General features: G+C 40.4%; 23 protein-coding genes. 7 read left to right on the top strand and 16 right to left on the bottom strand.

Annotated features, from left to right (window positions below):
* Nucleotides 1–77 precede the first annotated feature (77 nt).
* Nucleotides 78–3,437: a DNA polymerase III subunit alpha gene (gene dnaE / locus JFU24_RS23370; RefSeq protein WP_446728294.1), complete on the bottom strand. Its 3,360-nt coding sequence runs from the start codon at nucleotides 3,435–3,437 to the stop codon at nucleotides 78–80.
* Between the two features lie 181 nt (nucleotides 3,438–3,618).
* Here dnaE and JFU24_RS23365 point away from each other — a divergent pair, with 181 nt between their 5' ends.
* Entirely contained in the window at nucleotides 3,619–3,954 is a 336-nt protein-coding gene (locus tag JFU24_RS23365; RefSeq protein ID WP_053347281.1) for a YtrH family sporulation protein, read from the top strand.
* Nucleotides 3,951–4,454: a sporulation membrane protein YtrI gene (gene ytrI, locus JFU24_RS23360; protein WP_201186169.1), complete on the top strand. Its 504-nt coding sequence runs from the start codon at nucleotides 3,951–3,953 to the stop codon at nucleotides 4,452–4,454. The genes JFU24_RS23365 and ytrI overlap by 4 nt, the downstream gene beginning before the upstream one ends.
* A gap of 154 nt (nucleotides 4,455–4,608) precedes the next feature.
* On the opposite strand, the gene JFU24_RS23355 is transcribed toward ytrI, so the two are convergent.
* Nucleotides 4,609–5,547 (bottom strand): DHH family phosphoesterase, encoded by a 939-nt coding sequence (locus JFU24_RS23355; RefSeq protein ID WP_201186170.1) that lies wholly within the window; start codon nucleotides 5,545–5,547, stop codon nucleotides 4,609–4,611.
* 169 nt (nucleotides 5,548–5,716) lie between these two features.
* Here JFU24_RS23355 and JFU24_RS23350 point away from each other — a divergent pair, with 169 nt between their 5' ends.
* A complete protein-coding gene (locus tag JFU24_RS23350) occupies nucleotides 5,717–6,019 on the top strand; it encodes a YtpI family protein (protein ID WP_201186172.1) in 303 nt (100 codons plus the stop codon).
* Between the two features lie 32 nt (nucleotides 6,020–6,051).
* Here the strand turns inward: JFU24_RS23350 and JFU24_RS23345 are convergent, their stop codons facing one another.
* The 3 genes from JFU24_RS23345 to JFU24_RS23335 form a co-directional block, all read right to left on the bottom strand.
* Nucleotides 6,052–7,371, bottom strand: coding sequence for a DRTGG domain-containing protein (locus JFU24_RS23345; protein ID WP_201186175.1), 1,320 nt, complete (start codon nucleotides 7,369–7,371; stop codon nucleotides 6,052–6,054).
* Between the two features lie 71 nt (nucleotides 7,372–7,442).
* A complete protein-coding gene (locus JFU24_RS23340; protein WP_201223405.1) occupies nucleotides 7,443–7,667 on the bottom strand; it encodes a hypothetical protein in 225 nt (74 codons plus the stop codon).
* A gap of 293 nt (nucleotides 7,668–7,960) precedes the next feature.
* A complete protein-coding gene (locus tag JFU24_RS23335; protein ID WP_057219329.1) occupies nucleotides 7,961–8,641 on the bottom strand; it encodes a metal-dependent hydrolase in 681 nt (226 codons plus the stop codon).
* Nucleotides 8,642–8,761: 120 nt separating this feature from the next.
* Between JFU24_RS23335 and JFU24_RS23330 the strand changes: the two genes are divergently transcribed.
* Both JFU24_RS23330 and JFU24_RS23325 read left to right on the top strand, forming a co-directional pair.
* Complete coding sequence (locus JFU24_RS23330; RefSeq protein WP_201250581.1) at nucleotides 8,762–9,859, top strand: M24 family metallopeptidase; 1,098 nt, start codon at nucleotides 8,762–8,764, stop codon at nucleotides 9,857–9,859.
* 96 nt (nucleotides 9,860–9,955) lie between these two features.
* On the top strand, nucleotides 9,956–10,411 hold the full coding sequence (locus JFU24_RS23325; protein WP_056529338.1) for a universal stress protein: 456 nt from the start codon (nucleotides 9,956–9,958) through the stop codon (nucleotides 10,409–10,411).
* Between the two features lie 51 nt (nucleotides 10,412–10,462).
* Here the strand turns inward: JFU24_RS23325 and argH are convergent, their stop codons facing one another.
* Both argH and JFU24_RS23315 read right to left on the bottom strand, forming a co-directional pair.
* Nucleotides 10,463–11,842: an argininosuccinate lyase gene (argH, locus tag JFU24_RS23320; protein ID WP_056529342.1), complete on the bottom strand. Its 1,380-nt coding sequence runs from the start codon at nucleotides 11,840–11,842 to the stop codon at nucleotides 10,463–10,465.
* Nucleotides 11,839–13,044: an argininosuccinate synthase gene (locus tag JFU24_RS23315; protein ID WP_201186181.1), complete on the bottom strand. Its 1,206-nt coding sequence runs from the start codon at nucleotides 13,042–13,044 to the stop codon at nucleotides 11,839–11,841. Before JFU24_RS23315 ends, argH begins: the two co-directional genes overlap by 4 nt.
* Before the next feature lie 214 nt (nucleotides 13,045–13,258).
* On the opposite strand from JFU24_RS23315, the gene JFU24_RS23310 reads away from it, so the two are divergent.
* A complete protein-coding gene (locus JFU24_RS23310) occupies nucleotides 13,259–13,573 on the top strand; it encodes a hypothetical protein (protein ID WP_201223402.1) in 315 nt (104 codons plus the stop codon).
* 57 nt (nucleotides 13,574–13,630) lie between these two features.
* Here the strand turns inward: JFU24_RS23310 and JFU24_RS23305 are convergent, their stop codons facing one another.
* The 9 genes from JFU24_RS23305 to sppA all read right to left on the bottom strand — a co-directional run bounded on the left by JFU24_RS23305 (nucleotide 13,631) and on the right by sppA (nucleotide 21,545).
* Complete coding sequence (locus JFU24_RS23305) at nucleotides 13,631–14,143, bottom strand: MogA/MoaB family molybdenum cofactor biosynthesis protein (protein WP_201223401.1); 513 nt, start codon at nucleotides 14,141–14,143, stop codon at nucleotides 13,631–13,633.
* Nucleotides 14,140–14,982, bottom strand: coding sequence for an EcsC family protein (locus JFU24_RS23300; protein WP_201186184.1), 843 nt, complete (start codon nucleotides 14,980–14,982; stop codon nucleotides 14,140–14,142). Before JFU24_RS23300 ends, JFU24_RS23305 begins: the two co-directional genes overlap by 4 nt.
* 257 nt (nucleotides 14,983–15,239) lie before the next feature.
* Nucleotides 15,240–16,454 carry an acetate kinase gene (locus tag JFU24_RS23295; RefSeq protein ID WP_201223399.1) on the bottom strand — a complete coding sequence of 405 codons (1,215 nt, stop codon included), beginning with the start codon at nucleotides 16,452–16,454 and terminating at the stop codon, nucleotides 15,240–15,242.
* A 180-nt stretch (nucleotides 16,455–16,634) separates the two neighbouring features.
* Nucleotides 16,635–17,621: a class I SAM-dependent methyltransferase gene (locus tag JFU24_RS23290; protein ID WP_053347294.1), complete on the bottom strand. Its 987-nt coding sequence runs from the start codon at nucleotides 17,619–17,621 to the stop codon at nucleotides 16,635–16,637.
* Between the two features lie 411 nt (nucleotides 17,622–18,032).
* A complete protein-coding gene (gene tpx, locus JFU24_RS23285) occupies nucleotides 18,033–18,533 on the bottom strand; it encodes a thiol peroxidase (RefSeq protein WP_053347295.1) in 501 nt (166 codons plus the stop codon).
* Between the two features lie 182 nt (nucleotides 18,534–18,715).
* A complete protein-coding gene (gene ytfJ / locus JFU24_RS23280; protein ID WP_201186188.1) occupies nucleotides 18,716–19,180 on the bottom strand; it encodes a GerW family sporulation protein in 465 nt (154 codons plus the stop codon).
* 15 nt (nucleotides 19,181–19,195) lie between these two features.
* The gene (locus JFU24_RS23275) at nucleotides 19,196–19,888 is read right to left on the bottom strand and encodes a DUF2953 domain-containing protein (protein ID WP_201250580.1); all 693 of its coding nucleotides are present in this window, start codon (nucleotides 19,886–19,888) and stop codon (nucleotides 19,196–19,198) included.
* Nucleotides 19,889–19,988: 100 nt separating this feature from the next.
* The gene (locus JFU24_RS23270) at nucleotides 19,989–20,531 is read right to left on the bottom strand and encodes an RDD family protein (RefSeq protein ID WP_201250579.1); all 543 of its coding nucleotides are present in this window, start codon (nucleotides 20,529–20,531) and stop codon (nucleotides 19,989–19,991) included.
* A 12-nt stretch (nucleotides 20,532–20,543) separates the two neighbouring features.
* Entirely contained in the window at nucleotides 20,544–21,545 is a 1,002-nt protein-coding gene (gene sppA / locus JFU24_RS23265; protein ID WP_201186191.1) for a signal peptide peptidase SppA, read from the bottom strand.
* A 205-nt stretch (nucleotides 21,546–21,750) separates the two neighbouring features.
* Here sppA and JFU24_RS23260 point away from each other — a divergent pair, with 205 nt between their 5' ends.
* Complete coding sequence (locus tag JFU24_RS23260; RefSeq protein WP_201250578.1) at nucleotides 21,751–22,551, top strand: NAD kinase; 801 nt, start codon at nucleotides 21,751–21,753, stop codon at nucleotides 22,549–22,551.
* Nucleotides 22,552–22,558 lie beyond the last annotated feature (7 nt).

Raw genomic sequence — 22,558 nt, 5'->3', positions numbered from 1 at the left:
TATATATGCTGAAATCTAGTGGTCAGACCACAGCGGCCTATTTTCAATATAACATAACTATTAAAGTTGTAAAACAGTTATTCTCTCTTAAAGACTACATTCCCTTTTCCGACCATGTCAATTAATGCCTGAATTAGACTGTCTGTAGGATTGACCCAATCCCAATAAGATAGCTGTACATAGCGATTTTCCCGCTGATAAAAAAGCATGACCTTCGTTTCACCACTATGTTGCATTAAAATTTTTTTTATTTTTTGAAGAGTATCCTTTGTTTGCTTTTCAGCTTCAATTTTCAAGAATAGTGTTCCATTTATCCCCTGTTTCATCTTTTTCACTTGTTCAAGCGGGTATACATGCTGGATAATGAGTTGGGTTTTCCCATCCCGCTCTTCCAATGTCCCTTTAAGCATAACAAGCTGCCCGTGATTCAAGACCGCAGAATGATTTTTATACACATTTGGGAATACGACTGCTTCAATGTCCCCTTCTTCATCACTAACGGTTAAAAAGGCCATAACATCGCCTTTTTTTGTTCTAATGGTTTTAACCGCCGTTATATATACTCCGAGTAGGACTTTTGACTCTTTTTTATTAATTGCTTCGTCAATGGTTAAGCAACCGAAATACTGAAAAAGATCTCTGTAGCTTGTCACTGGATGATTTGAAAGATAAAGTCCCAGGACACTTTTTTCCAAGGAAAGTTTGTCTTCAACGGGAATAGGATCGACATGGTTATATTTGGGTTTGAGTGAAAACTCTCCATCCGAAAACATATCAAATAAATCATCATCTGGATTAACCAATTCGGTATGGCTGATTGCTACGTCCAAACTCGCTAATAATGTAGCACGGTCTTCACCAAATTCATCAAATGAACCTGAATGGACAAGCGCCTCCAACACTTTTCGATTGACAATTTTCCCGGAAACTCGCAAACAGAAATCGAATAAATCAGCGAATTTCTTTTGGCGCCTGGCCGCAAATATTTCTTTTAAAACTGTACCGCCTATTCCTTTGATGGCCCCAAGGCTAAAACGGATCCCTTCCTTTTCTGGTAAAAACGGGAATCCGCTTTGATTAATAGAAGGAGGCAGAACCTTAATCCCTTTCTTTTTGGCCTCACGTGCATATTGTGAAATCTTTTCATCATTCCCGACGACCGATGTCATAAGGGCTGCCATAAAATATTCTGGATAATAGGTTTTTAAGTAACCTAGTTGATAGGCTATGACACTATAAGCCACTGCATGACTCCGGTTGAATCCATAGTTAGCAAAGCGAACAATTAACGTATAAATTTCTTCAGCCGTTTTCTCAGAATATCCTTGGTTCAAAGCGCCACTTACAAAATGCTGCCGCTCCTGGTCTAGAACTTCCTTCTTCTTCTTCGAGACAGCCCGGCGTAATAGGTCAGCTTCCCCAAGTGAGAATCCGGCAAGGCGAGATGCAATTTGCATAATTTGTTCTTGATAAACGATGACTCCGTATGTAGGTTCAAGGATATCCTGTAAATCTGGGTGCAGGTAGTCAATTGGCGTTAATCCATGTTTCCGCTCGATAAACAGCGGAATGTTTTCCATTGGACCTGGACGGTACAAAGCATTGACCGCGACAATATCCTCAAAACGGTTCGGTTTCAGCTTGATTAAAACCTTCCGGATTCCATCAGATTCAAATTGAAATACACCCGTTGTTTCGCCTCGGCCTAACAGAGATAACGTCTCAGAATCACCCATCGGTATGTTGGCCAAATCCAGCTTTTTCCCAGTTCCTTTTTTGATGTTTTTTAAAATATTATCAATGAGCGTTAAATTGCGAAGTCCTAGAAAATCCATTTTAAGAAGACCTAGTTCCTCGAGGATGTCCATCGGATATTGAGTCAGATGGATGCCATCATGCCCTCCTTGAATCGGGATATGCTCGGTCAAAGCCTGGTCACTGATGACAACGCCGGCAGCATGGGTCGAAGTATGACGTGGCAGCCCTTCAAGCAGTAATGCTGTTTGAAATAGCTTCTGATTTAGGTCACTTTCATTAACGAATTCCTGAAGACGCTTGGATTCTTTGAAAGCTTCAGGAAGCGTGATGCCAAGCCGACTCGGAATCATTTTCGATACAGCTTCCTGTTCCTTCGGATTCAAGCCGAACACACGTCCAGTGTCACGCAGCGCAGCTTTGGCAGCTAATGTTCCGAATGTAATGATTTGTGCTACATGAAATTCCCCATATTTTTTCGCGACATAGGCAATCACTTCTTCACGGCGGTTATCAGGAAAATCAATATCGATATCCGGCATCGACACTCGCTCCGGATTCAGAAAACGCTCGAACAGCAGGGAATGTTCAATCGGATCGACATCCGTTATTGATAATACGTAAGCAACCATCGAACCTGCGGCAGATCCCCTTCCAGGGCCGGTCAAAATCTGATTGTCCTTGGCGAATTTCATGAAGTCCCATACGATTAAAAAGTAATCGCTGAATTTCATCCTATTAATAATATCCAGTTCATACCGAAGGCGCTCTTCGTAATCGGCGGATGGCTCAGACAGTCTTTTCTTTAATCCTTGGAAACAGACAGCTTCAAGCATTTCTTCAGCCGTAACTCCAGCTTCAGTAGGGTACTTAGGCAGCAGGGAACGATGAAACGGAATATCGAGATTGCATTGCGTGGCAATATGGAGCGTATTTTCGAGTGCATCCGGCCTGTCATGGAATAATTCTGCCATCTCAGCTCGACTTTTTAAATAATACTGATTGGATGCAAGCACCGTCCGTGTCTCATCTGTCAGCTTGTCACCATTTCCGATGGCCAGCAGCACTTCTTGAGCGAGGGCATCACTTTCATTCAAATAATAGACTGGATTCGTCGCTACAATCTTTATCTCTAATTCTTTCGCCAACAGACTGATGGCTTCGTTTTGTTTCTCTTCTTCTGCAATTGAAAGTCTTTGAAGGGAAAAATAAAAGTTATCATGTCCAAAAATCTGCAGATATTGTTCAGCTGCCTTTTGAGCCTCTTCCGGCTTTTCTTCCCTCAGAAGCGCTTCTACTTGCCCCTCCGCTCCTGGAGAGATGGCTATCAATCCCCGTGAATAGGCTTTAAGCCAGTTCATTGGAAGTCCTGACGGAGATTTTGTTTTTATGGCACTGCTTATTTTAAGCAGATTTTGATATCCTTGAAGATTTTTTGCTAATAAAAGAAGGCGATGTGCTGCTTCCTGTTCATCAAGAACATCTGCAAGAATACCGATAATCGGCTTTATCCCCTGTCTCTTACATTCTTTATAAAAATAGACTGAACCGTACATAACATTTCGATCGGTTAAAGCAAGACTTGTACAGCCATCCGCTTTCGCTTTGGCCACTAGTTCACTGATTTTCACCGTACTTGTCAGCAGGCTGTATCCGCTCTGAATATGGAGATGAGTATACACGTTTTTTCTCCCACCTTTGTAAGGCATGTTTCTTTTCATTATAGTGTTTATTTCAAAAAAAGAAAATATGTTCTCATTGCCAGTATCTTTTTATCCCATGATTTTGCCCCACTATCATATTACCTCTGTACTTCCCATATAAATAGAGTAGAAGAATATAAAGCCAAAAGGATGATGATACATGAATGAAGCCTTTGTTCCGGCATTTATCAACAGTTTTTTCATATCGCTTGGAGTTTTGCTTGGCGGGTCGATTATCGGAGGGCTAGCTGCTTTTTTCACGGGACAAGCCCCGATGACGACTGTGTTTCGATTATCAGACAGCCTGCGTATTTGGGCGATTGTTGCTGCCATCGGAGGTACTTTTGATATGGTCTATAATTTCGAACGCGGTATTTTCCACGGGGAAACGAAAGATATTGTCAAACAGGTTCTACTAATTATTTCTGCTCTTGGCGGAGCACAGACAGGAGCGCTGATCATCAACTGGTTCACTCAGGAGCATATATCCTCATGAGGATTCCTCCATTTCACCGGTCCCCCACCTGGCAGCGTTTTTTTGCCGGGGCTGCACTTGGCGGATTGATCAGCTGGGTGATTTTCTTTTATATGTATGGGGTCCAGCAAGAAACACAGATTAGAATCATTCACGACCAAAGAGAAGAGATCAAGGATCTGAACGAAGAAATTGCGATTTGGGAGCAGGAATATAAAAAATTAAACCAGCAAAACGAAGAGATTTTAACGATTCAAGAAGTGGAAGTAACGATTACGAATGGAAAATACAGTCTCGATCGGCTGAGTATCGCTGAAGCAGAGGATGTGATAGAGGACGACCTTTCCTCCCTTCTCGCCAAGGATATCGTAAGCGTATATAACGGAAAAATGCTACTAAAAAAATCAATTGAAAATAAAATCGTGGACATCAATAAAAAGCGTTATAAGCTTGAAGTCGTGGAAATCATGTTTTATACGAAAATGAATATTGAAATCAAACTAAAGAGGACTACTTCTTAATAGGAAGACGAAATAATTCTGTACGTCTGTTTGGTAGGTGAATGATGAATCCAATTTTAAATATCCACCAAAATAAAAGACCAAATCCATATGTGATTTGGTCTTAAAATATTATTCAATTATTGCTTTGCACTACAAAACTATTTACTGTTTTTTATTCTGCTTTATTCAACTCTTCTAAATCAGCAAGGATATTGTCCACTTCATCCCAAGAATAGATGGAAGCCCCTGCTGCAAGCGGATGGCCTCCGCCGTTATATTTCCGGGCAATCGTATTGATGATTGGCCCTTTAGAGCGGAAACGAACCCGAATTTCATTTTCCTCCTCAATGAAAAAGACCCATGATTTCACGTTTTTAATTGAACCAAGTGAGGAGACAAGCTGAGATGCTTCAGAAGTCGACGCATGAAATTTTTCAAGGATATCTTTCGTGATGATCATTTTCCCTGTGCCATATGGCAGGATTTCGAAATGCTGCAGCACGTAGCCATTTAACCGGACGATACTTTCATTAACGTCATACATCTCCTGATATAACTGCGGACGGGAAAATGAATAGTGAATAAGCTCACTAGCAAAAGCAAATGTTTTTTCAGTCGTGCTTTGGAATAGGAAACGCCCTGTATCGCCAACGATGCCTGCATACAAAAGACGGGCTGCTTCATCACTCATCTTCAAGCCTTGGTCTTTGCCGAACAGATAAAATTCATAAATCATTTCACTCGTAGAACTTGAAGATGTATCGACCCAACGCATATCGCCATATGGATCTTCGTTAGGATGATGATCAATCTTAATTAATTTATCTCCCGTCGTGTAACGTCTATCACAAATCCGGTCTGTATTTGCGGTATCACACACGATGACCAAAGCACCTTGATACGTTTCATCTGAAATCACATCGAGCCTTCTTAAATAATTCAATGATGGTTCTTCTTTCCCAACCGTGAAAATTTGTTTTTCAGGGAAAGATGCTTTCAGAATTTCCGCCAGTCCCCCTTGGGAACCATAAGCATCCGGATCCGGACGGACATGACGATGGATAATAATAGTATCGTAACGCTTAATATCTGCTAAAATCTCAGCTTTCATATAATTCTCCTTCTATATATGTATTATCGTGCTTAATATAAAGATGATATATTTTATTTAATCAAAAAATTGGAGAAATAGGAAGAGTCATCTTGTTTACGGTGGCATTCTTCTAAGTTTCCCGCTACAATAATAAGGTACATATGTTAAATTGGGGGAATTATTAACAATGCCTATTCTTGTCACCTTGATTGTTCTTTCACTAGGAGTCTATTTCTTTTATAAAATTAAATCGGTGCGTACAAAAATGCCGATGGAGAAAAAGTGGATTTCTGGAAAGTCTTCCATTGCCCTCGGTGCTTTTGTCTCTCTATTCGGAGTCAATCAGCTTTTTCTATTCCACACGACAACAACTTATATCATTTCTGCCGTTTTCATCTTCGTTGGAGTATTCAGCATCTGGGGAGGCTATAAAATGTATAAATTTTACCTTCCACATGCGATTGAAGAAGCTGCAAATCAAAAAGGATAATCGAATTCGATTATCCTTTTTGATTTAGTTTTTTACGAACGATCGAGCAATTGGCAAGTAAGCATCGCCTTACCGACAAGTTTGCCTTGGTTAAACACCTCGACATCTACTTTTCCGAATTTACGTCCCACATCAAGCACTCGCGGATGGATTTCAAGCGTACTGTCGATCTGGACTGGCTTGATGAAGTAAATTGTCATATTTTCAACGACTAAGTCACCACGCTTATAGCTTCTAAGTGCCCGGTTTGCTGAATCGGTAACCAAAGTCGTGAAAACCCCGCTTGAAATGGTACCAAGATAATTGGTCATTTGAGGAGTGACGCCATAGTTATACACTTCCTCGCCCTTCCCGCGATTCGAAGTCATAACAAGCTGACTCGTAATTGTATCGTCAATCGTTTCGCCCACCTGCGGCTGCCTTTGACTCATTTGCAGTGCCTTCAGTACATCCTGCCTGCTCACTATTCCCTTTAGAATATGACTGTCGTTTACGACTGGAATCAACTCGATGCCTTCCCACACCATCATATGGGCAGAAGACGCGACACTCATCTTATCGCCTACGGTCATCGGATTTTTCGTCATCACCTTTTCAATGAGCGTTAACTCTTCCTGACCCATAATATCTTTTGATGTGACCATACCTTGAACCTTCATATTCTCATCCACAACAGGGAAACGGCTGTGCCCTGATTCCTGATTAAGTTCATGCCAAGTCTGAACCCGGTCACCTACTGTTAAAAAGGTCGTTTCTTGAACAGGAGTCAAAATATCCTCTACCAACAAAATTTCCTTTTTAATCAATTGGTCATAAATCGCCCTGTTGATCATGGTTGCTACGGTAAATGTATCGTAACTCGTAGAAATGACTGGCATTTCCAATTCATCGGCTAATTTTTTAACAGGATCTTCAGTATCGAAACCACCGGTAATCAGCACCGCGGCACCCGCTTTTAACGCGTGCTCATGGGCCTGGGTACGGTTCCCTACAATCAGTAGATTTCCTGCACCTGTATATCTCATCATGGCATCTAGCTTCATAGCCCCAATAACAAATTTATTTAATGTCTTATGAAGACCCGTTTTCCCACCTAGAACTTGTCCGTCTACAATATTAACTACCTCAGCGAACGTGAGCTTTTCAATATTCTCTTTTTTCTTTTTCTCAATACGAATCGTACCAACCCGCTCAATGGAACTTACATAGCCTTGATTCTCTGCCTCTTTAATTGCTCGATACGCCGTACCTTCACTTACATTCAATGCTTTAGCAATTTGGCGGACGGAAATCTTCTCCCCAACAGGCAGTCCATCGATATGTTTTAATATTTGTTCATGCTTTGTAGCCAAGCGCTTCACCCTTTTCACGGTATTCCTATTCTCCATTATAAGGTCAAAGAGCCTAGTTTATCAAACAACTACTAATATTGACGCAACCTTTTGTATTCCACCTTCCGTTTGACTTTGTGTTTCTTAGGAGAATATAGAATCCCCGTCAAGTTTCCGGCTACCGCCAATAACGCAAACAACAACCAAGATCCAGCAAACAAGCTCTCCAATCCGCCGCTTTCCAGCGACAGACGCGGCACTGCATAATACAGCATCACCCCGCACAAAAGCAAGCACAAAAATAACCTCTGTTTCATCCAATCCCTCCTTTTTTCCATCTATTCATTTTATGCCTACAAAAGAAAAAAAGAATCTTGACTCATATATGAATGAACTAGATTTATTTTCTCCTTATGTTCATGACTTCTGCTCAAAATATAAAATTATTATTATTATGAAAAAACATCCTGACCACTTCCAGTTAATTGTCAGATAATTCTCTCTAGCTCCTTTTTTGTTACCGATATTATCTAAACCTAATTCCTCCACCATCCATTCGGCTAATTTTCACACATATAAAAACGGGAGCCCCTTCGGGCTCCCGTTCCTCTTATAATTCGATTTCATCTCCGACTTTCATGACTAGTCCATTTTCCTCTTCAAGCAAGTCAATGAATTTGTTCGGATCCTGTTTAATGACAGGGAACGTATTGTAATGAATCGGCACTACTTGCTTGGCCTTAAGGAATTCCGCTGCAAGTGCTGCATCCTCCGGTCCCATGGTATAATTGTCGCCGATTGGCAGAAATGCCAAGTCAATTGGATGTCGTTTGCCTATCAGTTTCATGTCAGAATACACTGCTGTATCACCTGCATGATAGATTGTTTTTCCTTCTGCAGTAAGTAACACGCCGGCTGGCATCCCTAAATAGATAATTTGGCCGTCTTCTGTAGTGAAACCTGTTCCATGAAACGCTGGTGTCAGCTTCACTTTTCCAAATTCAAACTCGAATGCACCACCGATGCTCATTCCGTGGGTCCGAACGCCTTGAGCTCCTAAATAGTCGGCAATTTCGGCAATGCCGATGACAAGTGCATCATGCTTCTTCGCCAATTCAACCGTGTCACCAACGTGGTCATTATGACCATGTGTTAAGATAATCACATCCGGTTTCACATCTTCTACCTTCAAATCAGTTAATTCATTTCCTGTAATAAACGGATCAAATAAAATTGTTTTTCCTTTCGTTTCAACTTTTACAATTGCATGTCCATGAAAAGATACTTTCATTTCTGATGCTCCCTTCTGATACCCATTATTTTATTAATCAATAAGTTCTTAAGGCTTTGCCATTTACTATTTTTTCATATATTGCTAAGGTAATTATATCTTATTAATGGAGGTATAGTCATGAATGAACGTTTGAATGAATTACAAAATTGGCTGCAAACCAATGAAATTGAAGCAGCCTTGCTTACATCTCCAGATAGCATCTTCTATTGCAGCGGTTTTTTAAGCGATCCGCATGAAAGACTTCTTGCACTTGCCATTTTTGGCAACGCCGAACCATTCCTGGTCTGTCCGCAAATGGAAGTTCCGGATGCTAAACAAGCTGGATGGAATGGAGACATCATTGGATACACCGATATTGAAAATCCATGGGAAAAAGTTCAGCAAGCAGTTAGCAAACGTGGACTAACCATGAAAAAAATGGCCATTGAAAAAGAACATATGAATGTAGAACGCTATGAAAAAGTTCAGCACTACTTTGCTGCACCAAAACTCGTTTCAGCTGAAGAAAAACTTCAAAGGATGAGGATGATCAAGTCAGAAGGGGAAATGGTCAAAATCCGTGAAGCATGTCGTCTCGCTGACGTTGCAATTGAAGTGGGTGTCAATGAAATCCATGAGGGTAAAACGGAAATGGAGATTCTCGCAGCTATTGAATTCGAAATGAAAAAGGCTGGAGTGAGCCAAATGTCATTCTCTACCATGGTCCTGACAGGTAAAAATGGCGCTTCTCCTCATGGTACACCAGGTATTACGAAAGTTCAGCGTGGCGACCTTGTCCTCTTTGACTTAGGCGTCGTCTTTGAAGGATACTGCTCTGACATCACTAGAACTGTTGCTTACGGTGACATCAATGATAAACAAGCAGATATCTATGAAACGGTAAGAAAAGCTCAAGAGGCTGCGGTTACAGCCAGTAAACCTGGTGTTTTCTGTTCGGAGATTGACTTGACAGCCAGAAATATTATCAGAAATCAAGGATACGGTGAATACTTCCCGCACCGCCTTGGTCACGGACTCGGCATCAGTATCCATGAATACCCGTCCTTAACGGAAACAAATTCACTCGAACTGCAAGCAGGAATGGTTTATACGATTGAACCAGGTATATATGTACCAAATGTTGCAGGGGTCAGGATTGAAGATGATCTGTATATCACCGATACAGGCTGTGAAGTTTTGACGAAATATCCAAAGAGTCTGCAAATCTTAAGATAGTACGATTGAAACATTCGCTAATTTGTTACAATTGAGACAGGATGCACCTGGTAAATCATTATATAATAGGAATGAAATAGAAGGAGGAGATTCACTATGAATAGTATAGATTATAAAAATATTCTAGTAGCAGTGGACGGTTCGGAAGAAGCAGAGTGGGCCTTAAAAAAGGCAATCTATTTAGCAAAACTCAGTGACGCGACCCTTGTGCTTGCACATATCGTGGACACAAGGAATTTCCCTACTATTGAAGCTTATGATATGACTATCCGTGATCACTCTGAAACCTTTGCCAATGAATTATTGGAAAAGTATAAAACGGAAGCCATTGCATCCGGGATTGCCAACGTAAAAACTGAAGTGGCATATGGTTCTCCTAAAGTTCAAATTCCAAGAGATTTAGCGAAAAAACATACAATCGATTTGATTGTATGCGGTGCAACAGGTCTTAATGCTGTCGAACGTTTCTTGATCGGCAGTGTGTCTGAAGGCATCGTTCGCCATTCAAACTGCGATGTAATCGTCGTGCGTACGAATATTGATAAAAAATAATAGTCAAAAAAAGCTCGTTCACCGAAATTGGTGAACGAGCTTTTTTTGATGTTATTTACTAACCAGTTTTTCCGCTTTTTCAATCGCCAGCTGTACTTGCGCAAAGCCTGTACCACCAGCGCTATTACGACGTTTAACTGCTTCGTAAGGATTTAATGCATCGTAAATATCATTTTCAAACAACTCTGAAGCTTCCTTAAATTGTTCTATGCTAAGGTCTACCAAATAGCAGCCATTTTGGACACAGAATAATACAAGTTTGCCGACAACTTCATGCGCTTTACGGAAAGGCATACCCTTTGAAGCAAGGTAATCGGCCAATTCCGTTGCATTAGAGAAGTCATTTTTTGTTGCTTTTTCCATGACATCTGTTTTCACTTTCATTGTCGAAATCATACCTGCAAAAATTTTCAGTGAGCCAACAGTAGTTTTAACCGTATCAAAAACGCCTTCTTTATCTTCTTGCATATCTTTGTTATAAGCAAGCGGCAGTCCTTTTAATACTGTCAATAATCCTGTTAAATTCCCATAAACCCGTCCTGTTTTACCACGAATCAATTCCGCCATATCAGGGTTTTTCTTTTGTGGCATGATACTGCTTCCCGTCGAGAACGCATCGTCTAATTCAACAAATTGGAATTCCTGGCTTGACCAAAGAATGATTTCTTCGCTGAAACGAGATAAATGCATCATCATAGTCGCACTGTTACTCATGAATTCGATGGCAAAGTCACGGTCACTCACAGCATCCAGACTGTTTTCATAGATACCATCAAAGCCCAGTAGCTCGGCACTTAGAGCGCGGTCAATAGGGAAAGTTGTCCCAGCAAGCGCCCCTGCACCTAATGGTGAAATATTTATTCTTTTGTAGCTTTCTGTAAAGCGCTGCTTATCCCGCTCAAGCATCCAAAAATAGGCCATTAAATGATGTGCAAATGAAATCGGCTGTGCCCGTTGTAGATGTGTATAACCTGGAATAAGTGTTTCCACATTTTTCTTAGCTTGTTCCAAAATCGCTTCTTGCAGGTCATTAATGAGTTCCACAATGACTTTCGTTTGGTTACGCATGTATAAATGAAGATCTGTTGCAACTTGGTCATTACGGCTTCTGCCTGTATGCAGCTTTCCGCCAACTGGTCCAATTTCGTTAATAAGCATACTTTCTAGGTTAAGATGGATATCCTCCATCTCAACCTTAAAAGTTAATTCGCCCTTTTCTGCTTTTTCCTGTAAACTTTTCAGACCTGAAATAATCTGATCTGCATCTTCTTCGGGTAAAATGCTGCACTGCTTTAACATGGTTACATGAGCCAGACTGCCTTGAAGATCTTCAAGGACAAGTTCCTGGTCAAAGGAAATAGAAGCTCCAAACTCGTCTACCCATTCTTCTGCAGACTTTGTGAATCTTCCTCCCCAAAGCTTGCTGCTCACACTGTCACCTTCTTGTTATTGACCATGCTGTTCACTTTCGTTGGAAGTCCCCATAATTTAATGAATCCAACTGCTGCATCATGATCGAATTCGTCTGCTTTTGTATAGGTCGCTAATTTTTCGTCATATAGAGAGTACTCAGATTTTCTTCCTTCAACAATCGCATGGCCTTTAAAAAGTTTCACACGAACTGTACCTGTTACATTCACTTGCGTTTCTTTCAAGAATGCAGCCAATGCTTTTTGAAGTGGAGAGAACCAAAGACCTTCATAAATCAATTCAGTCATTTTCTTCTCGATTACTGGTTTGAAGTGAGCCAATTCTTTTACAAGTGTGATATCTTCAAGCTCTTTATGTGCAGCGATTAATGTCATAGCACCTGGAGCTTCGTATACTTCACGAGATTTGATTCCTACTAATCTATTTTCTACGTGATCGATACGTCCGACCCCGTGTTTACCAGCGATTTGATTCAATTCAACAATCAAGTCAGCCAATTTATAATTTTTGTCATTCAATGTAACCGGTACACCTTGCTCAAAACCAATTTCAATGATGTCAGCAGTATCTGGCGTATTTTCAAGGCTAGTTGTCAGATCATAAGCCTCTTCTGGCGGAGCTGCCCATGGGTCTTCTAGGATTCCGCATTCGTTACTTCTTCCCCAAAGGTTTTGGTCAATCGAGAATGGACTTGCTAAGCCGATTGGAACCGGAATGCCATTTTTCGCTGCATATTCAATTTCCTCTTCACGAGACCATTTCCAGTCACGAACAGGTGCAAGAACTTTTAAATTAGGGTTTAAAGCTGAGATGGATACTTCGAAACGCACTTGGTCATTTCCTTTTCCCGTACAACCGTGCGCAACTGCTACCGCATTTTCTGCTTCAGCCACTTCTACTAGTTTCTTAGCGATTAGTGGACGTGATAGAGCTGATACTAATGGATATTTTCCTTCATATAAAGTATGGGCTTGAAGAGCCGTTAATGCGAATTCATCAGCGAATTCATCTTTCGCATCAATCACATATGAACTTACCGCACCAACAGTGATTGCTTTTTCTTTAATGAAATCTAAATCTTTTCCTTCACCGACATCCAAGCAACATGCCACAACTTCGTATCCTTGATCTTGTAACCATTTAATTGCAACGGAAGTATCTAGTCCTCCGGAATATGCTAATACAACTTTTTGATTTCCCATATTTTATCGTCCCTTTCGTATGAATAAAAATTCATTCGTTGTTATTTTTATTCAATCTATGATTAGTACTTTATCATTTTTACAAACGGAATACAAGGGGTATTTTAAAGATTCTGCTAAATAATTTGTTAATATTTTAAGGCCCACACATAATGGATGCATCCGCTAAAATATAGTAAACTAGAAGTATGAAAATTCGAAAAGGGGGGGAAATATGAAAGAGCTATTTACGTATGATGAACGGCTTGGCATCTCCATTCCTGACCTGTCCCGGGAGTGGGATGAATATACGAAAAGCGAGCAACAGCAAATACTCGTGCAATGGGAAAATATCCGGGGCAACATCCCAGATCGCATTAAGGAACTAGAATCCTTCATTAACCGGAAACAGCTACAGCTCTCTGACGAAAGTAATTTCGTATTATCCTGCCATCTCAATTCTGAAATTGCCGAACTTGCTTCTATCATCAATGACTTATGGCTTTGGTATCGAGCTAATCAAGGCGTGAGTGAAAAGATGCATAATTAAGGCCGATTCCATGCAAAAAGCCACAGCTTTGAAAGCTGAGGCTTTTTTACATTTTTCTTATATATCCTTCCGAAGTTCACCAACGACATGTCCCAATTCCGGTAGAATCAATTTATTCATCGCCAGCCGAACCGCACCCGAAGATCCGGGTGTGGAAAAAACTGCCTTGTTGTTCACTACTCCGGCAATGGCCCTCGATAAAATGGCCGCCGAACCAATGTCCTCTTGATAACTAAGCATCCGGAACAATTCACCAAAACCAGGGATTTCTTTTGTCATCAATTCTTTAACTGCCTCGATTGTTACATCTCTTTTGGCAATGCCAGTGCCTCCGTTAGTTAGGATGACATCTACCTGGCTGTTTTCACAGCCAGCAGTAATCGCCCCTTGAATCGCACCACGTTCATCTTTGACAATTTCATATTCCGTCACTTCATGCCCTTTTAATTTCAATAATTCAATCATTAGAGCGCCGCTTTTATCAGTCTCTTTATTACGTGTATCACTAACGGTTATCACCTTACAGCGAATCGCCTCCGTGATGGCTTTTTTGTGTTCCTTGACACTCATTCTTCATCAGCCTTCTTTTTCTGTAAATACCGATACTGATAGAACTTTTGGGCAAATTCACTTACATTGCGGGTCATTTGATAATTGGACCCAGCCCCGATGGCCATGCTGATAAATGGGATGCCCCGAACTAGTTTTTTTCGAAAAATAGTAATAGATACGGCCTTCAGCAGCTGCTTAAGTGGCTGTTCCATCCAGGTCGGATTTGTAAGTTCTTCAATTCCCAAATAAAAATAGTCATCTTCTGCAGTCTGAACTTCCCGAATCAATTCTTCCCAAGCTGTTCCTCGAAGCCTCTTCGGCATTGCTCCTGCATTAAATACCTTTAAAGCCAGCATCATTTCAAAGGGCGTATTCACTTCAAAACCATAGGACATCGCAATCAACTGTACAGTCCTGACATTGATGACTGTCATGGCCGGGATATCACTTCCAAGTAAAAGTAGCCCGCCGGACCCGCTTATTCCGCCTTGTGCAAAAGAATATAAGCGGTGCTTAGCAATATGCTGATTCGCTATGTAATTCAACTGATCGATCGTCAAGAGATTTAGGTCATTAAGTGTCTCGATATCTTCATTAAACATCCGTGCTGATGCTAAAATCTGCTCTCTTGCATCTATTTGAACTTGTGAGCTCTGAACCATGGCATGCAGATGAAAAAGCCAGGTATCAAGCTTTTCAAAAAACTGCTGTTGGACGTTTTCTGGGAGCAGTGAAAAACCCTGCTCTAGCCATTTATCATACAATGCTGCCAGGTCTGTTGGCTCATATTGATAAAGGTTTTCCTGCCATTCACTAATTTCATTCCAAATTGTTATTTCCCGATTCGTGAATTCCATGCATCAAGCCTCCTATGTACAGAATTGGTGGATTCTCCCTTAATTATACCATAGGTAGACTTTTCAAGAACCTTTAGATGATTGGTATGAGGATTCAGTACTCGCGGATATGTTAACTGATAAGATATCAAAAAGTTATACGAAGGTCCATGTGAGGATTCAAATCTATTGAATCACCTTTTAACAAATAGGTTGATTGCAATCATAGAAAAATCTCCTTACCCGAAAAATTAATAGGTAAGGAGATTTTCTATGATTCAAGAAGTCACGTTTTCAATGCTTTCACTCAAAGCTATTTTTACAGTATCTCTAACAATCATGATTTCTTCATTGGTTGGAATGACCATCACTTTCACCGGGGAATACGGTGCGTTAATAAACGCTTCCTCACCCAAGGTACGATTGAGATCCTCATCCCAGTATACGCCCATAAATTCGAGGCCATCCAAGATTCTTCCCCGAATGGTTTGACTGTTTTCACCGATACCCGCTGTAAAAATGATGCCGTCCACACCTCCCATTTTCGCTGTATAGGAACCTATGTACTTGTGGATCCGATCAGCAAACACTTCAAGTGCGAGTTCCGCACGCTCATTGCCTTTATCTGCTTCCACTTGGATGTCGCGCAAATCGCTGGAAAAGCCAGAAAGAGCTAGAATGCCGCTTTTCTTATTCAAGACATCCAGCACTTCATCAGCTGTTTTCCCTGTTTTTTCCATGATATAAGGAATCAATGCAGGGTCAATGTTGCCTGAACGCGTGCCCATTGTAACTCCGGCCAATGGAGTAAACCCCATCGATGTATCAATCGACTTTCCGCCCTTAATCGCCGTAATGCTTGCACCATTTCCTAAATGGCAGGATATTAATCGGAGCTGTTCAATCGGCCGACCAATCATTTCTGCGGCACGCTGGGACACATATTTATGTGAAGTACCATGAAACCCATACTTCCTGATTCCATATTTTTCATAATATTCAAATGGTAAGCTATACATATATGAACCTGCTGACATGGTTTGATGAAAAGCAGTGTCGAATACAGCTACTGCTGGAACTTCGCTTAGTATTTGCCGGAATGCCTTAATTCCAGTGCTATTAGCAGGATTATGAAGGGGAGCTAAATCTGAAAGCTTCTCAATCTCCTCTATTACATCCTCTGTAATCAAGACTGAGTCACTAAACACCTCACCACCATGCACAACACGATGCCCTACACCATCTATCTCTTCAAATGAGCCTATGATGCGATGGTGAATCAGTTTTTCTAATAAAAGCCCGACAGCTACTTCATGATTGGGTATGTGCAGCGTTTCAGAAACCTTTTTGCCTTCAACGCTTAAAGTAAACGTGGAATTTTTCAAGCCGATCCTTTCTACAAGACCTTTTGTAATTACTTGTTCACTCGGCATCTCAAAAAGCTGAAACTTCAAAGAAGAGCTGCCTGCATTAATAGCCATAATTTTAGACATCCATCCTGCTCCTTTACTCTAAGCTAGTCTACAATTCCTATGATCATCACTACGAAACGTGCAGTATATTGTATAATCTTATCATGGTAAGCGGATACAACCAATAAAAATTTAAAAATTTAAAATAATCACTTTTCCCTAAAAATAAAAGCCAATGCCTGTGGCACCAGCTTTTATTATCTATTTTTCCTCTTTAAACCAATCATCCATCTGTTGCATAACAGACCTTGTCGCTTCGAAATCCGATAACTTCGGAAGTTGTACGAGAAGGGCCTTCTTCGGTGCTTCGATATCCTCTTTTTTCTTTTGAAGAATAAGAATGCTTTTCGCAGCCTCTTCATTTTTAAACATGGAAAGCGGTAGCTGAACCATCCCTTGGATATGTGTATGTTTTTTCAAGAAATCATTGAGCTTAGGGGCTTCTTCCGAGACAAATAAGTTATTCGGAACAATGAAGAATAAATATCCGCCATCCTTCACATGCTTAACACTTTGCTCGATAAATAAATGATGCGCATAAGAATGTCCGTTTTCAGCCTTCAACTCATATTCAGTTGCACGAACATCATTCGGATAATAACCAATCGGCAAGTCACTGACCACAACATCTGAAGGATCAATGAAGAGCGGCTCTAAGCTGTCCTGATTGAAAAATTGCAGCGGGTGTTCTTGTAGATTGGCACCTGCATAAGCAAGCCTAATCAAGGTTTCATCAATCTCAACACCATATGACGCGATGGCTTTGTCCGTTAGTTGGTTCAAAATCGCAAATAGTAAGTTACCCGTTCCGACGGCAGGATCAAGCATGACTAACTCTTTTTGATTCTTCGTAAATTTACCAACTAAATAGCTGACAAACATACCTACTGCATCCGGCGTCATATGGTGATTCGGCTGTACGCTCTGCTGCATACCTTTTAATATTGCTAGCTGGTACGCTTTACGAATGGCTTCCTTTTCATATTTCTCCGGTGAAAAATCCGCATATTGCTTTGCTAACCTTTTCTTCGATACTTCACTAATTTCCTCTTGTAGTACTTTCCCTTGGAAGAAATTCTCTCCGGTTTCTCCTAAGGCATCCAGATATGTACATGATAGTTCACTTTGCAATATTTGGGCTGTTTCATCAAATTCATAAAATAATTGTTCAACTGGGGTAGACTTCACTTATTTATTCCTCCTGTTTGCTTCTGTCCCTATTTTATAGGTAAGAAGAAAGAGATACAAGTCGTACGTCCTGCTTATCATTCTTCGCTTGTTTAACGTACTGTTTTCCTATTTGAAAGTCCGCATATAAGGAATCTCGCGCGAGCCATCCTTTTTTTCACCCTTAGTAAATATAAGGTAAATATGTTAATTTAATAGTGTTGATGACTGGAGGGGTTGTATTTTTTTGATGATTCTAAAGTGGGGATTTTATGTTTTTATTTGTCTATACGGACTACTTACTGTTCTATGGATTATCTTTGTGATTTCACTTGGATGGTTAGAATTTAAAAACCTATGAACAATTTCCTCCTTTTAAACTTTAAAACAAAAAACCGGGCACAATGAGCCCGGTTTCTATGAATTCGTATCTTATTTTGCTGCTTTAGCTGCTTCGATTGCACCTTCGTAATTTGGATGAGTTGTACCCTCACTAACATATTCAACGAATGTGATTTCATCGTTGCTGTTCACAACGAATACAGAGCGCGCCAATAGACGAAGTTCTTGCATAACGACACCGTAAGCTTCACCGAATGAAAGGTCGCGGTGATCGGAAAGTACTTGAACATTGTCCAATCCACTTGCAGCACACCAGCGCTTTTGTGCGAAAGGAAGATCATTACTGATCGTCAGTACTTTCACATTATCCAATTTTGCAGCTTCTTCATTGAATTTACGTGTTTGTGCATCACATACACCTGTATCGACAGATGGAACTACACTGATAATGCGGACAGACCCTTTAGAGTCGCTTAATGTAACGGGTGATAAATCATTAGCCAATACGGTAAAATCAGGAGCTTTGTCCCCCACTTTTAGTTCTGGTCCTACTAAAGTGACCGGGTTGTTTTTAAATGTAACTGAAGCCATTAAAAATTCCTCCTTTTTCTGCTTTATGTACAAGCCTAATAATATTTGTTTTACCGGAATTTTGCAATTAATTGAATTGAGAAAAGTGAAAATCCCTATGCGTTAAACTTAAACGTTCCAAGCCTTTCAATAATTTTGTAAAATATACGCAAAAAGAAAACTCGGCGGATGCCGAGTCGCAGTTAGAAATCTAAATTCTGTTTAGGCTCTTGATATTTCGTTGTAGATTGTTGACTGCTGCCTTGCTTTTGATTACTGTCTTTTTTAGAAAGCATGGACTGAATCTTATCGACTACTTGTGGCGCTAAATCCATCATTTTTTCAAGAAGATGCGTCCCTTCATCCAGATGAATCATTTTCACGCCATGTGAACCGACAATCAGAAAGGCAATTGGTGTAATGGATACTCCACCACCGCTACCTCCCCCAAAAGGCTGCTTGGAAGCGCCCTGCTGGCCTTGATGGTTTTCGTCAATCACAAATTCGCTGCCACCAGCTGCAAACCCAAACCCAACTTTGGATACGGTTAATATGACACTACCATCTGGAGTTTCCACCGGATCTCCGATAATCGTATTCACATCAACCATTTCTTTCAGATTTTCCATTGCCTCTTTCATCAACCCTTGGATCGGATGATCTGACATCTAAATTCCTCCACTCTAAAACGATTGTTTGTTGGAATCACCTGACAGCTTCGCTAATTTCTTAGACTTAAACTTCACTCTTCCGCCTTTCCAGTATCGAAGCAGTTTTATTCCAGTCACCATAGCTTGCCCGATTCTAAATTGTAATATGCAGGAAATCGACGTATTAGCCTGCTTCCTCTGAAAGTCAGGTGTAATTGAATAAGAGGGCATGATTTTAAAATTTAAATAGGTTGTTAATATGCCAATGATGGAACCTTTAAGCGCCCAGCAGCCACCTGTTAAGACCCCGGTGTGTGCGGCATTTTTAGTACCGACCATACTATGCCAGGCAAATTCTATAACTTGAACTTTGCCTAAGAAATGACGAATGACCCGATGAAAATTGACTATATGTTGAAGCAGTGTCTTCATGTCAGCCATTCCATCCCGTAAATCTTCCGGTGTAATTTTATCTAATCCTTCTTTTTTAGTTTCTTCCTTCATTCCTTTTTCTTTCTTTACTACTATCGATGCCGAGTCATCGTCCTTCTTGATGACAGGTACCTTGAAGGTATAATGAAAAAGTCCATACCATGCTGATGCTTTTATATGAATTATGTCATTTTTATGAACACGTTTGTAGTCAAAGTGCACTCTTATTTTCGTAAAAACAAGAAGAAGCAGCACCACAATGAGAATAGTCAAAATTAGCAAAAGCCACTTCATACATCCACGCCCTTTCAGCCTATCATTATCGGCTTGGGCAAAAAAAAATAAACCTGCAAAAGCGAAAATTACGCTCTTACAGGTTCATAATTAAAACAAATTATCTTCTAACTAAAACAACACTTGTGTCTGCAAAGACATCATGCAAAGCCTGTTTCTTTGGTAAAAGGCCCGCCAACACATAGCCAACCCACGTGACTTTTGAAATATAGCGGCCAATCAGCTCCCTGAACAATACTGTACCCCAAGAAATAGCCTCTTTCTCTTCTTTCAATGCCACAACTTTCAGTCCAAAAATCATCTTACCCAACGTCTGGTTTAAGTATTTGGTCATCAATACGAAGTAAATAAAGAATACAAGCCCCGTTAAGAAAGCCTCTGCCGAAAACCAAAGATCGTCTGTACCATTATAAAACTTAAAAATGGGATGAATCAAAATCCGGTTTAAGCTCCCGATAATCAACAAATCCGCTAAATATGCCCAAAATCTCAACCAAAAACCAGCAAAGTAAACTACCTTCACTTCGCCATCATCCACGATTGCCTGTGCTGGTAAAAGCTCTTGCTGAACGATTTCTTCTTCTTGCTTTGTATTTAGATTGGATGAATCGATTTGTTCATTGTTTTCATTTCGTTCCGTCATCCTTCAGCCCCCCTATTCCGCATACAAATACATTAAGCGTGGAGAATTTGAAGAGGAAAGGATTTTTGTCAAAACAGCCGTTTCCACATCATTGCCCAACATTTTTTGCGCTCCCATACTGAATAATGAACCGAAACCTGCCTCATCTGTATAACGGATTACTTGCGCGTCTTTTTTACCGATATCCGTTTTCATCGCGGCAATTACATCATCCAAATGGCCGAAATCATCAATTAAATGGTTTTCTTTCGCCTGACGTCCATCATAAATCCGGCCATCAGCTATTTTACGTACTTCCTTCTCTGTCATACCGCGCCCGTCGGCAATGATTTTAACAAATTGATCATAAGAATTATCAATCATATTTTGGAGGATTTCGCGTTCTTCATCAGTCATTTCCCGAGACGGACTCATAATATCTTTGTGTGGACCGCTTTTGATTGTTTCAAACTCAACTCCATACTTTTTAGCTAGTTTCTCGTAATTATACCCATGCATAATGACCCCAAGTGAACCCGTCATTGTTTCTGGACTAGCATAAATCTTATCAGCTGGAGCAGAAATATAATATCCGCCAGAAGCTGCCATTGAACCCATAGAAACATAAACTGGTTTTTTCACCTTTTTAATATCAAGGATCTTATCATAAATCTCAGCACTTTCCACAACACCGCCGCCAGGAGAATTTACACGCAAGATAATTCCTTTAATATCGTCATTTTCTTCAGCCATTTTCAACTTATCCATGAAGGCTCTGTGATTATATGTTGCTGAACTAAGTAATGAAGCTTCTCCAGTATCTTGGATTGTACCTTCTACATCAAATACCGCAATAACATTTGAGAAATCTTCGCCTTCTATAACTTCTTCGTAAAACTCGCTGTCGGAAGCAAATAATTCATCAATAATATTTTCCGTATCAGCTGTAAATACAGTCGTAGCAGTCCCTACAATAATAGAGACAAAAAATAAAACGGCTGCGATTCCAAGTGCTGCCCAACGCTTTCCATTCATCTGTGTTCCCCCTTAAATATATATATCCTTCTTACCATACGAACTGCATACAAAAATGTTTCAATCCATGATAAACTAAGACATATAAAATTGTAGCAAATAATCCTCTAATTGGAAATGAGAAGGTACACTTTGTAATATCGGCTTTCCCTTATACAGAAAAAAAGAAAGCCCTTTCATCACTATACATACTAGGGGGATCATGATGAACACTCGAAAAAATATTTATTTTTTCCATGCTTCAAATGCAGAGATGCTAAACAAGGTCGAACGTCTAGCCGAGTTAGCAAAGCAATATTCGTATGAAATCGTCCAAGACTTCACAAAAGCCAACATTATCGTAAGTATTGGTGATGACGGCACCTTTTTGCAGGCAGTCCGTAAAACCGGATTCAGAGAAGATTGTTTATATGCTGGCGTTTCCACCACAGGAAATTTGAATATGTATTGTGATTTCCACCTAGAAGATACAAACAAAATGATTGATGCCATGACTAGAGAGCAAATCGAGGTGCGCAAATACCCAACTATTGCTATTCAACTAGATGACCAACCTTCCTTTTATGCCCTCAACGAACTCAGTATCCGCACTTCTATCATCAAAACGTTCATCATGGATATTTTCATTGATCAAATCCATTTTGAAACCTTCCGTGGGGACGGAATCATTATAGCGACACCGACCGGAAGCACAGCCTATAATAAATCGGTCAATGGGGCCGTTGTGGACCCGCTTCTCCCATGCTTTCAGGTAAGCGAGCTCGCTTCAATCAATAACAATACCTATCGGACCTTGGGTTCTTCATTCATCCTAAGCGGCGATAAAACATTGACTGTTCACCTTGAACAAAACGGGCCAAGCTATCCAATCATTGGCTTGGACAATGAAGCCTTGAGCATTAGTTATGTCGAAAAGGTCAAGATCCGATTAAGCGGTAAAGTCATCAAAACCGTTAAGCTGAAAGACAACTCCTTTTGGGAAAAAGTAAAACGGACTTTTTTATAAAACTCCC

It is taken from the genome of Peribacillus sp. TH27 (genome assembly GCF_016650915.1).
Lineage (GTDB): Bacteria > Bacillota > Bacilli > Bacillales > DSM-1321 > Peribacillus > Peribacillus butanolivorans.
This window is presented reverse-complemented; position numbering and strand designations above follow the sequence as displayed.

Coding starts and splice junctions, on each gene's coding strand:
- JFU24_RS23365 (WP_053347281.1), top strand. CDS start 3,619: ATGAATGAAGCCTTTGTTCCGGCATTTATCAACAGTTTTTTCATATCG.
- ytrI (WP_201186169.1), top strand. CDS start 3,951: ATGAGGATTCCTCCATTTCACCGGTCCCCCACCTGGCAGCGTTTTTTT.
- JFU24_RS23355 (WP_201186170.1), bottom strand. CDS start 5,547: ATGAAAGCTGAGATTTTAGCAGATATTAAGCGTTACGATACTATTATT.
- JFU24_RS23350 (WP_201186172.1), top strand. CDS start 5,717: ATGCCTATTCTTGTCACCTTGATTGTTCTTTCACTAGGAGTCTATTTC.
- JFU24_RS23340 (WP_201223405.1), bottom strand. CDS start 7,667: ATGAAACAGAGGTTATTTTTGTGCTTGCTTTTGTGCGGGGTGATGCTG.
- JFU24_RS23335 (WP_057219329.1), bottom strand. CDS start 8,641: ATGAAAGTATCTTTTCATGGACATGCAATTGTAAAAGTTGAAACGAAA.
- JFU24_RS23330 (WP_201250581.1), top strand. CDS start 8,762: ATGAATGAACGTTTGAATGAATTACAAAATTGGCTGCAAACCAATGAA.
- JFU24_RS23325 (WP_056529338.1), top strand. CDS start 9,956: ATGAATAGTATAGATTATAAAAATATTCTAGTAGCAGTGGACGGTTCG.
- JFU24_RS23315 (WP_201186181.1), bottom strand. CDS start 13,044: ATGGGAAATCAAAAAGTTGTATTAGCATATTCCGGAGGACTAGATACT.
- JFU24_RS23310 (WP_201223402.1), top strand. CDS start 13,259: ATGAAAGAGCTATTTACGTATGATGAACGGCTTGGCATCTCCATTCCT.
- JFU24_RS23305 (WP_201223401.1), bottom strand. CDS start 14,143: ATGAGTGTCAAGGAACACAAAAAAGCCATCACGGAGGCGATTCGCTGT.
- JFU24_RS23300 (WP_201186184.1), bottom strand. CDS start 14,982: ATGGAATTCACGAATCGGGAAATAACAATTTGGAATGAAATTAGTGAA.
- JFU24_RS23295 (WP_201223399.1), bottom strand. CDS start 16,454: ATGTCTAAAATTATGGCTATTAATGCAGGCAGCTCTTCTTTGAAGTTT.
- tpx (WP_053347295.1), bottom strand. CDS start 18,533: ATGGCTTCAGTTACATTTAAAAACAACCCGGTCACTTTAGTAGGACCA.
- ytfJ (WP_201186188.1), bottom strand. CDS start 19,180: ATGTCAGATCATCCGATCCAAGGGTTGATGAAAGAGGCAATGGAAAAT.
- JFU24_RS23275 (WP_201250580.1), bottom strand. CDS start 19,888: ATGAAGTGGCTTTTGCTAATTTTGACTATTCTCATTGTGGTGCTGCTT.
- JFU24_RS23270 (WP_201250579.1), bottom strand. CDS start 20,531: ATGACGGAACGAAATGAAAACAATGAACAAATCGATTCATCCAATCTA.
- sppA (WP_201186191.1), bottom strand. CDS start 21,545: ATGAATGGAAAGCGTTGGGCAGCACTTGGAATCGCAGCCGTTTTATTT.
- JFU24_RS23260 (WP_201250578.1), top strand. CDS start 21,751: ATGAACACTCGAAAAAATATTTATTTTTTCCATGCTTCAAATGCAGAG.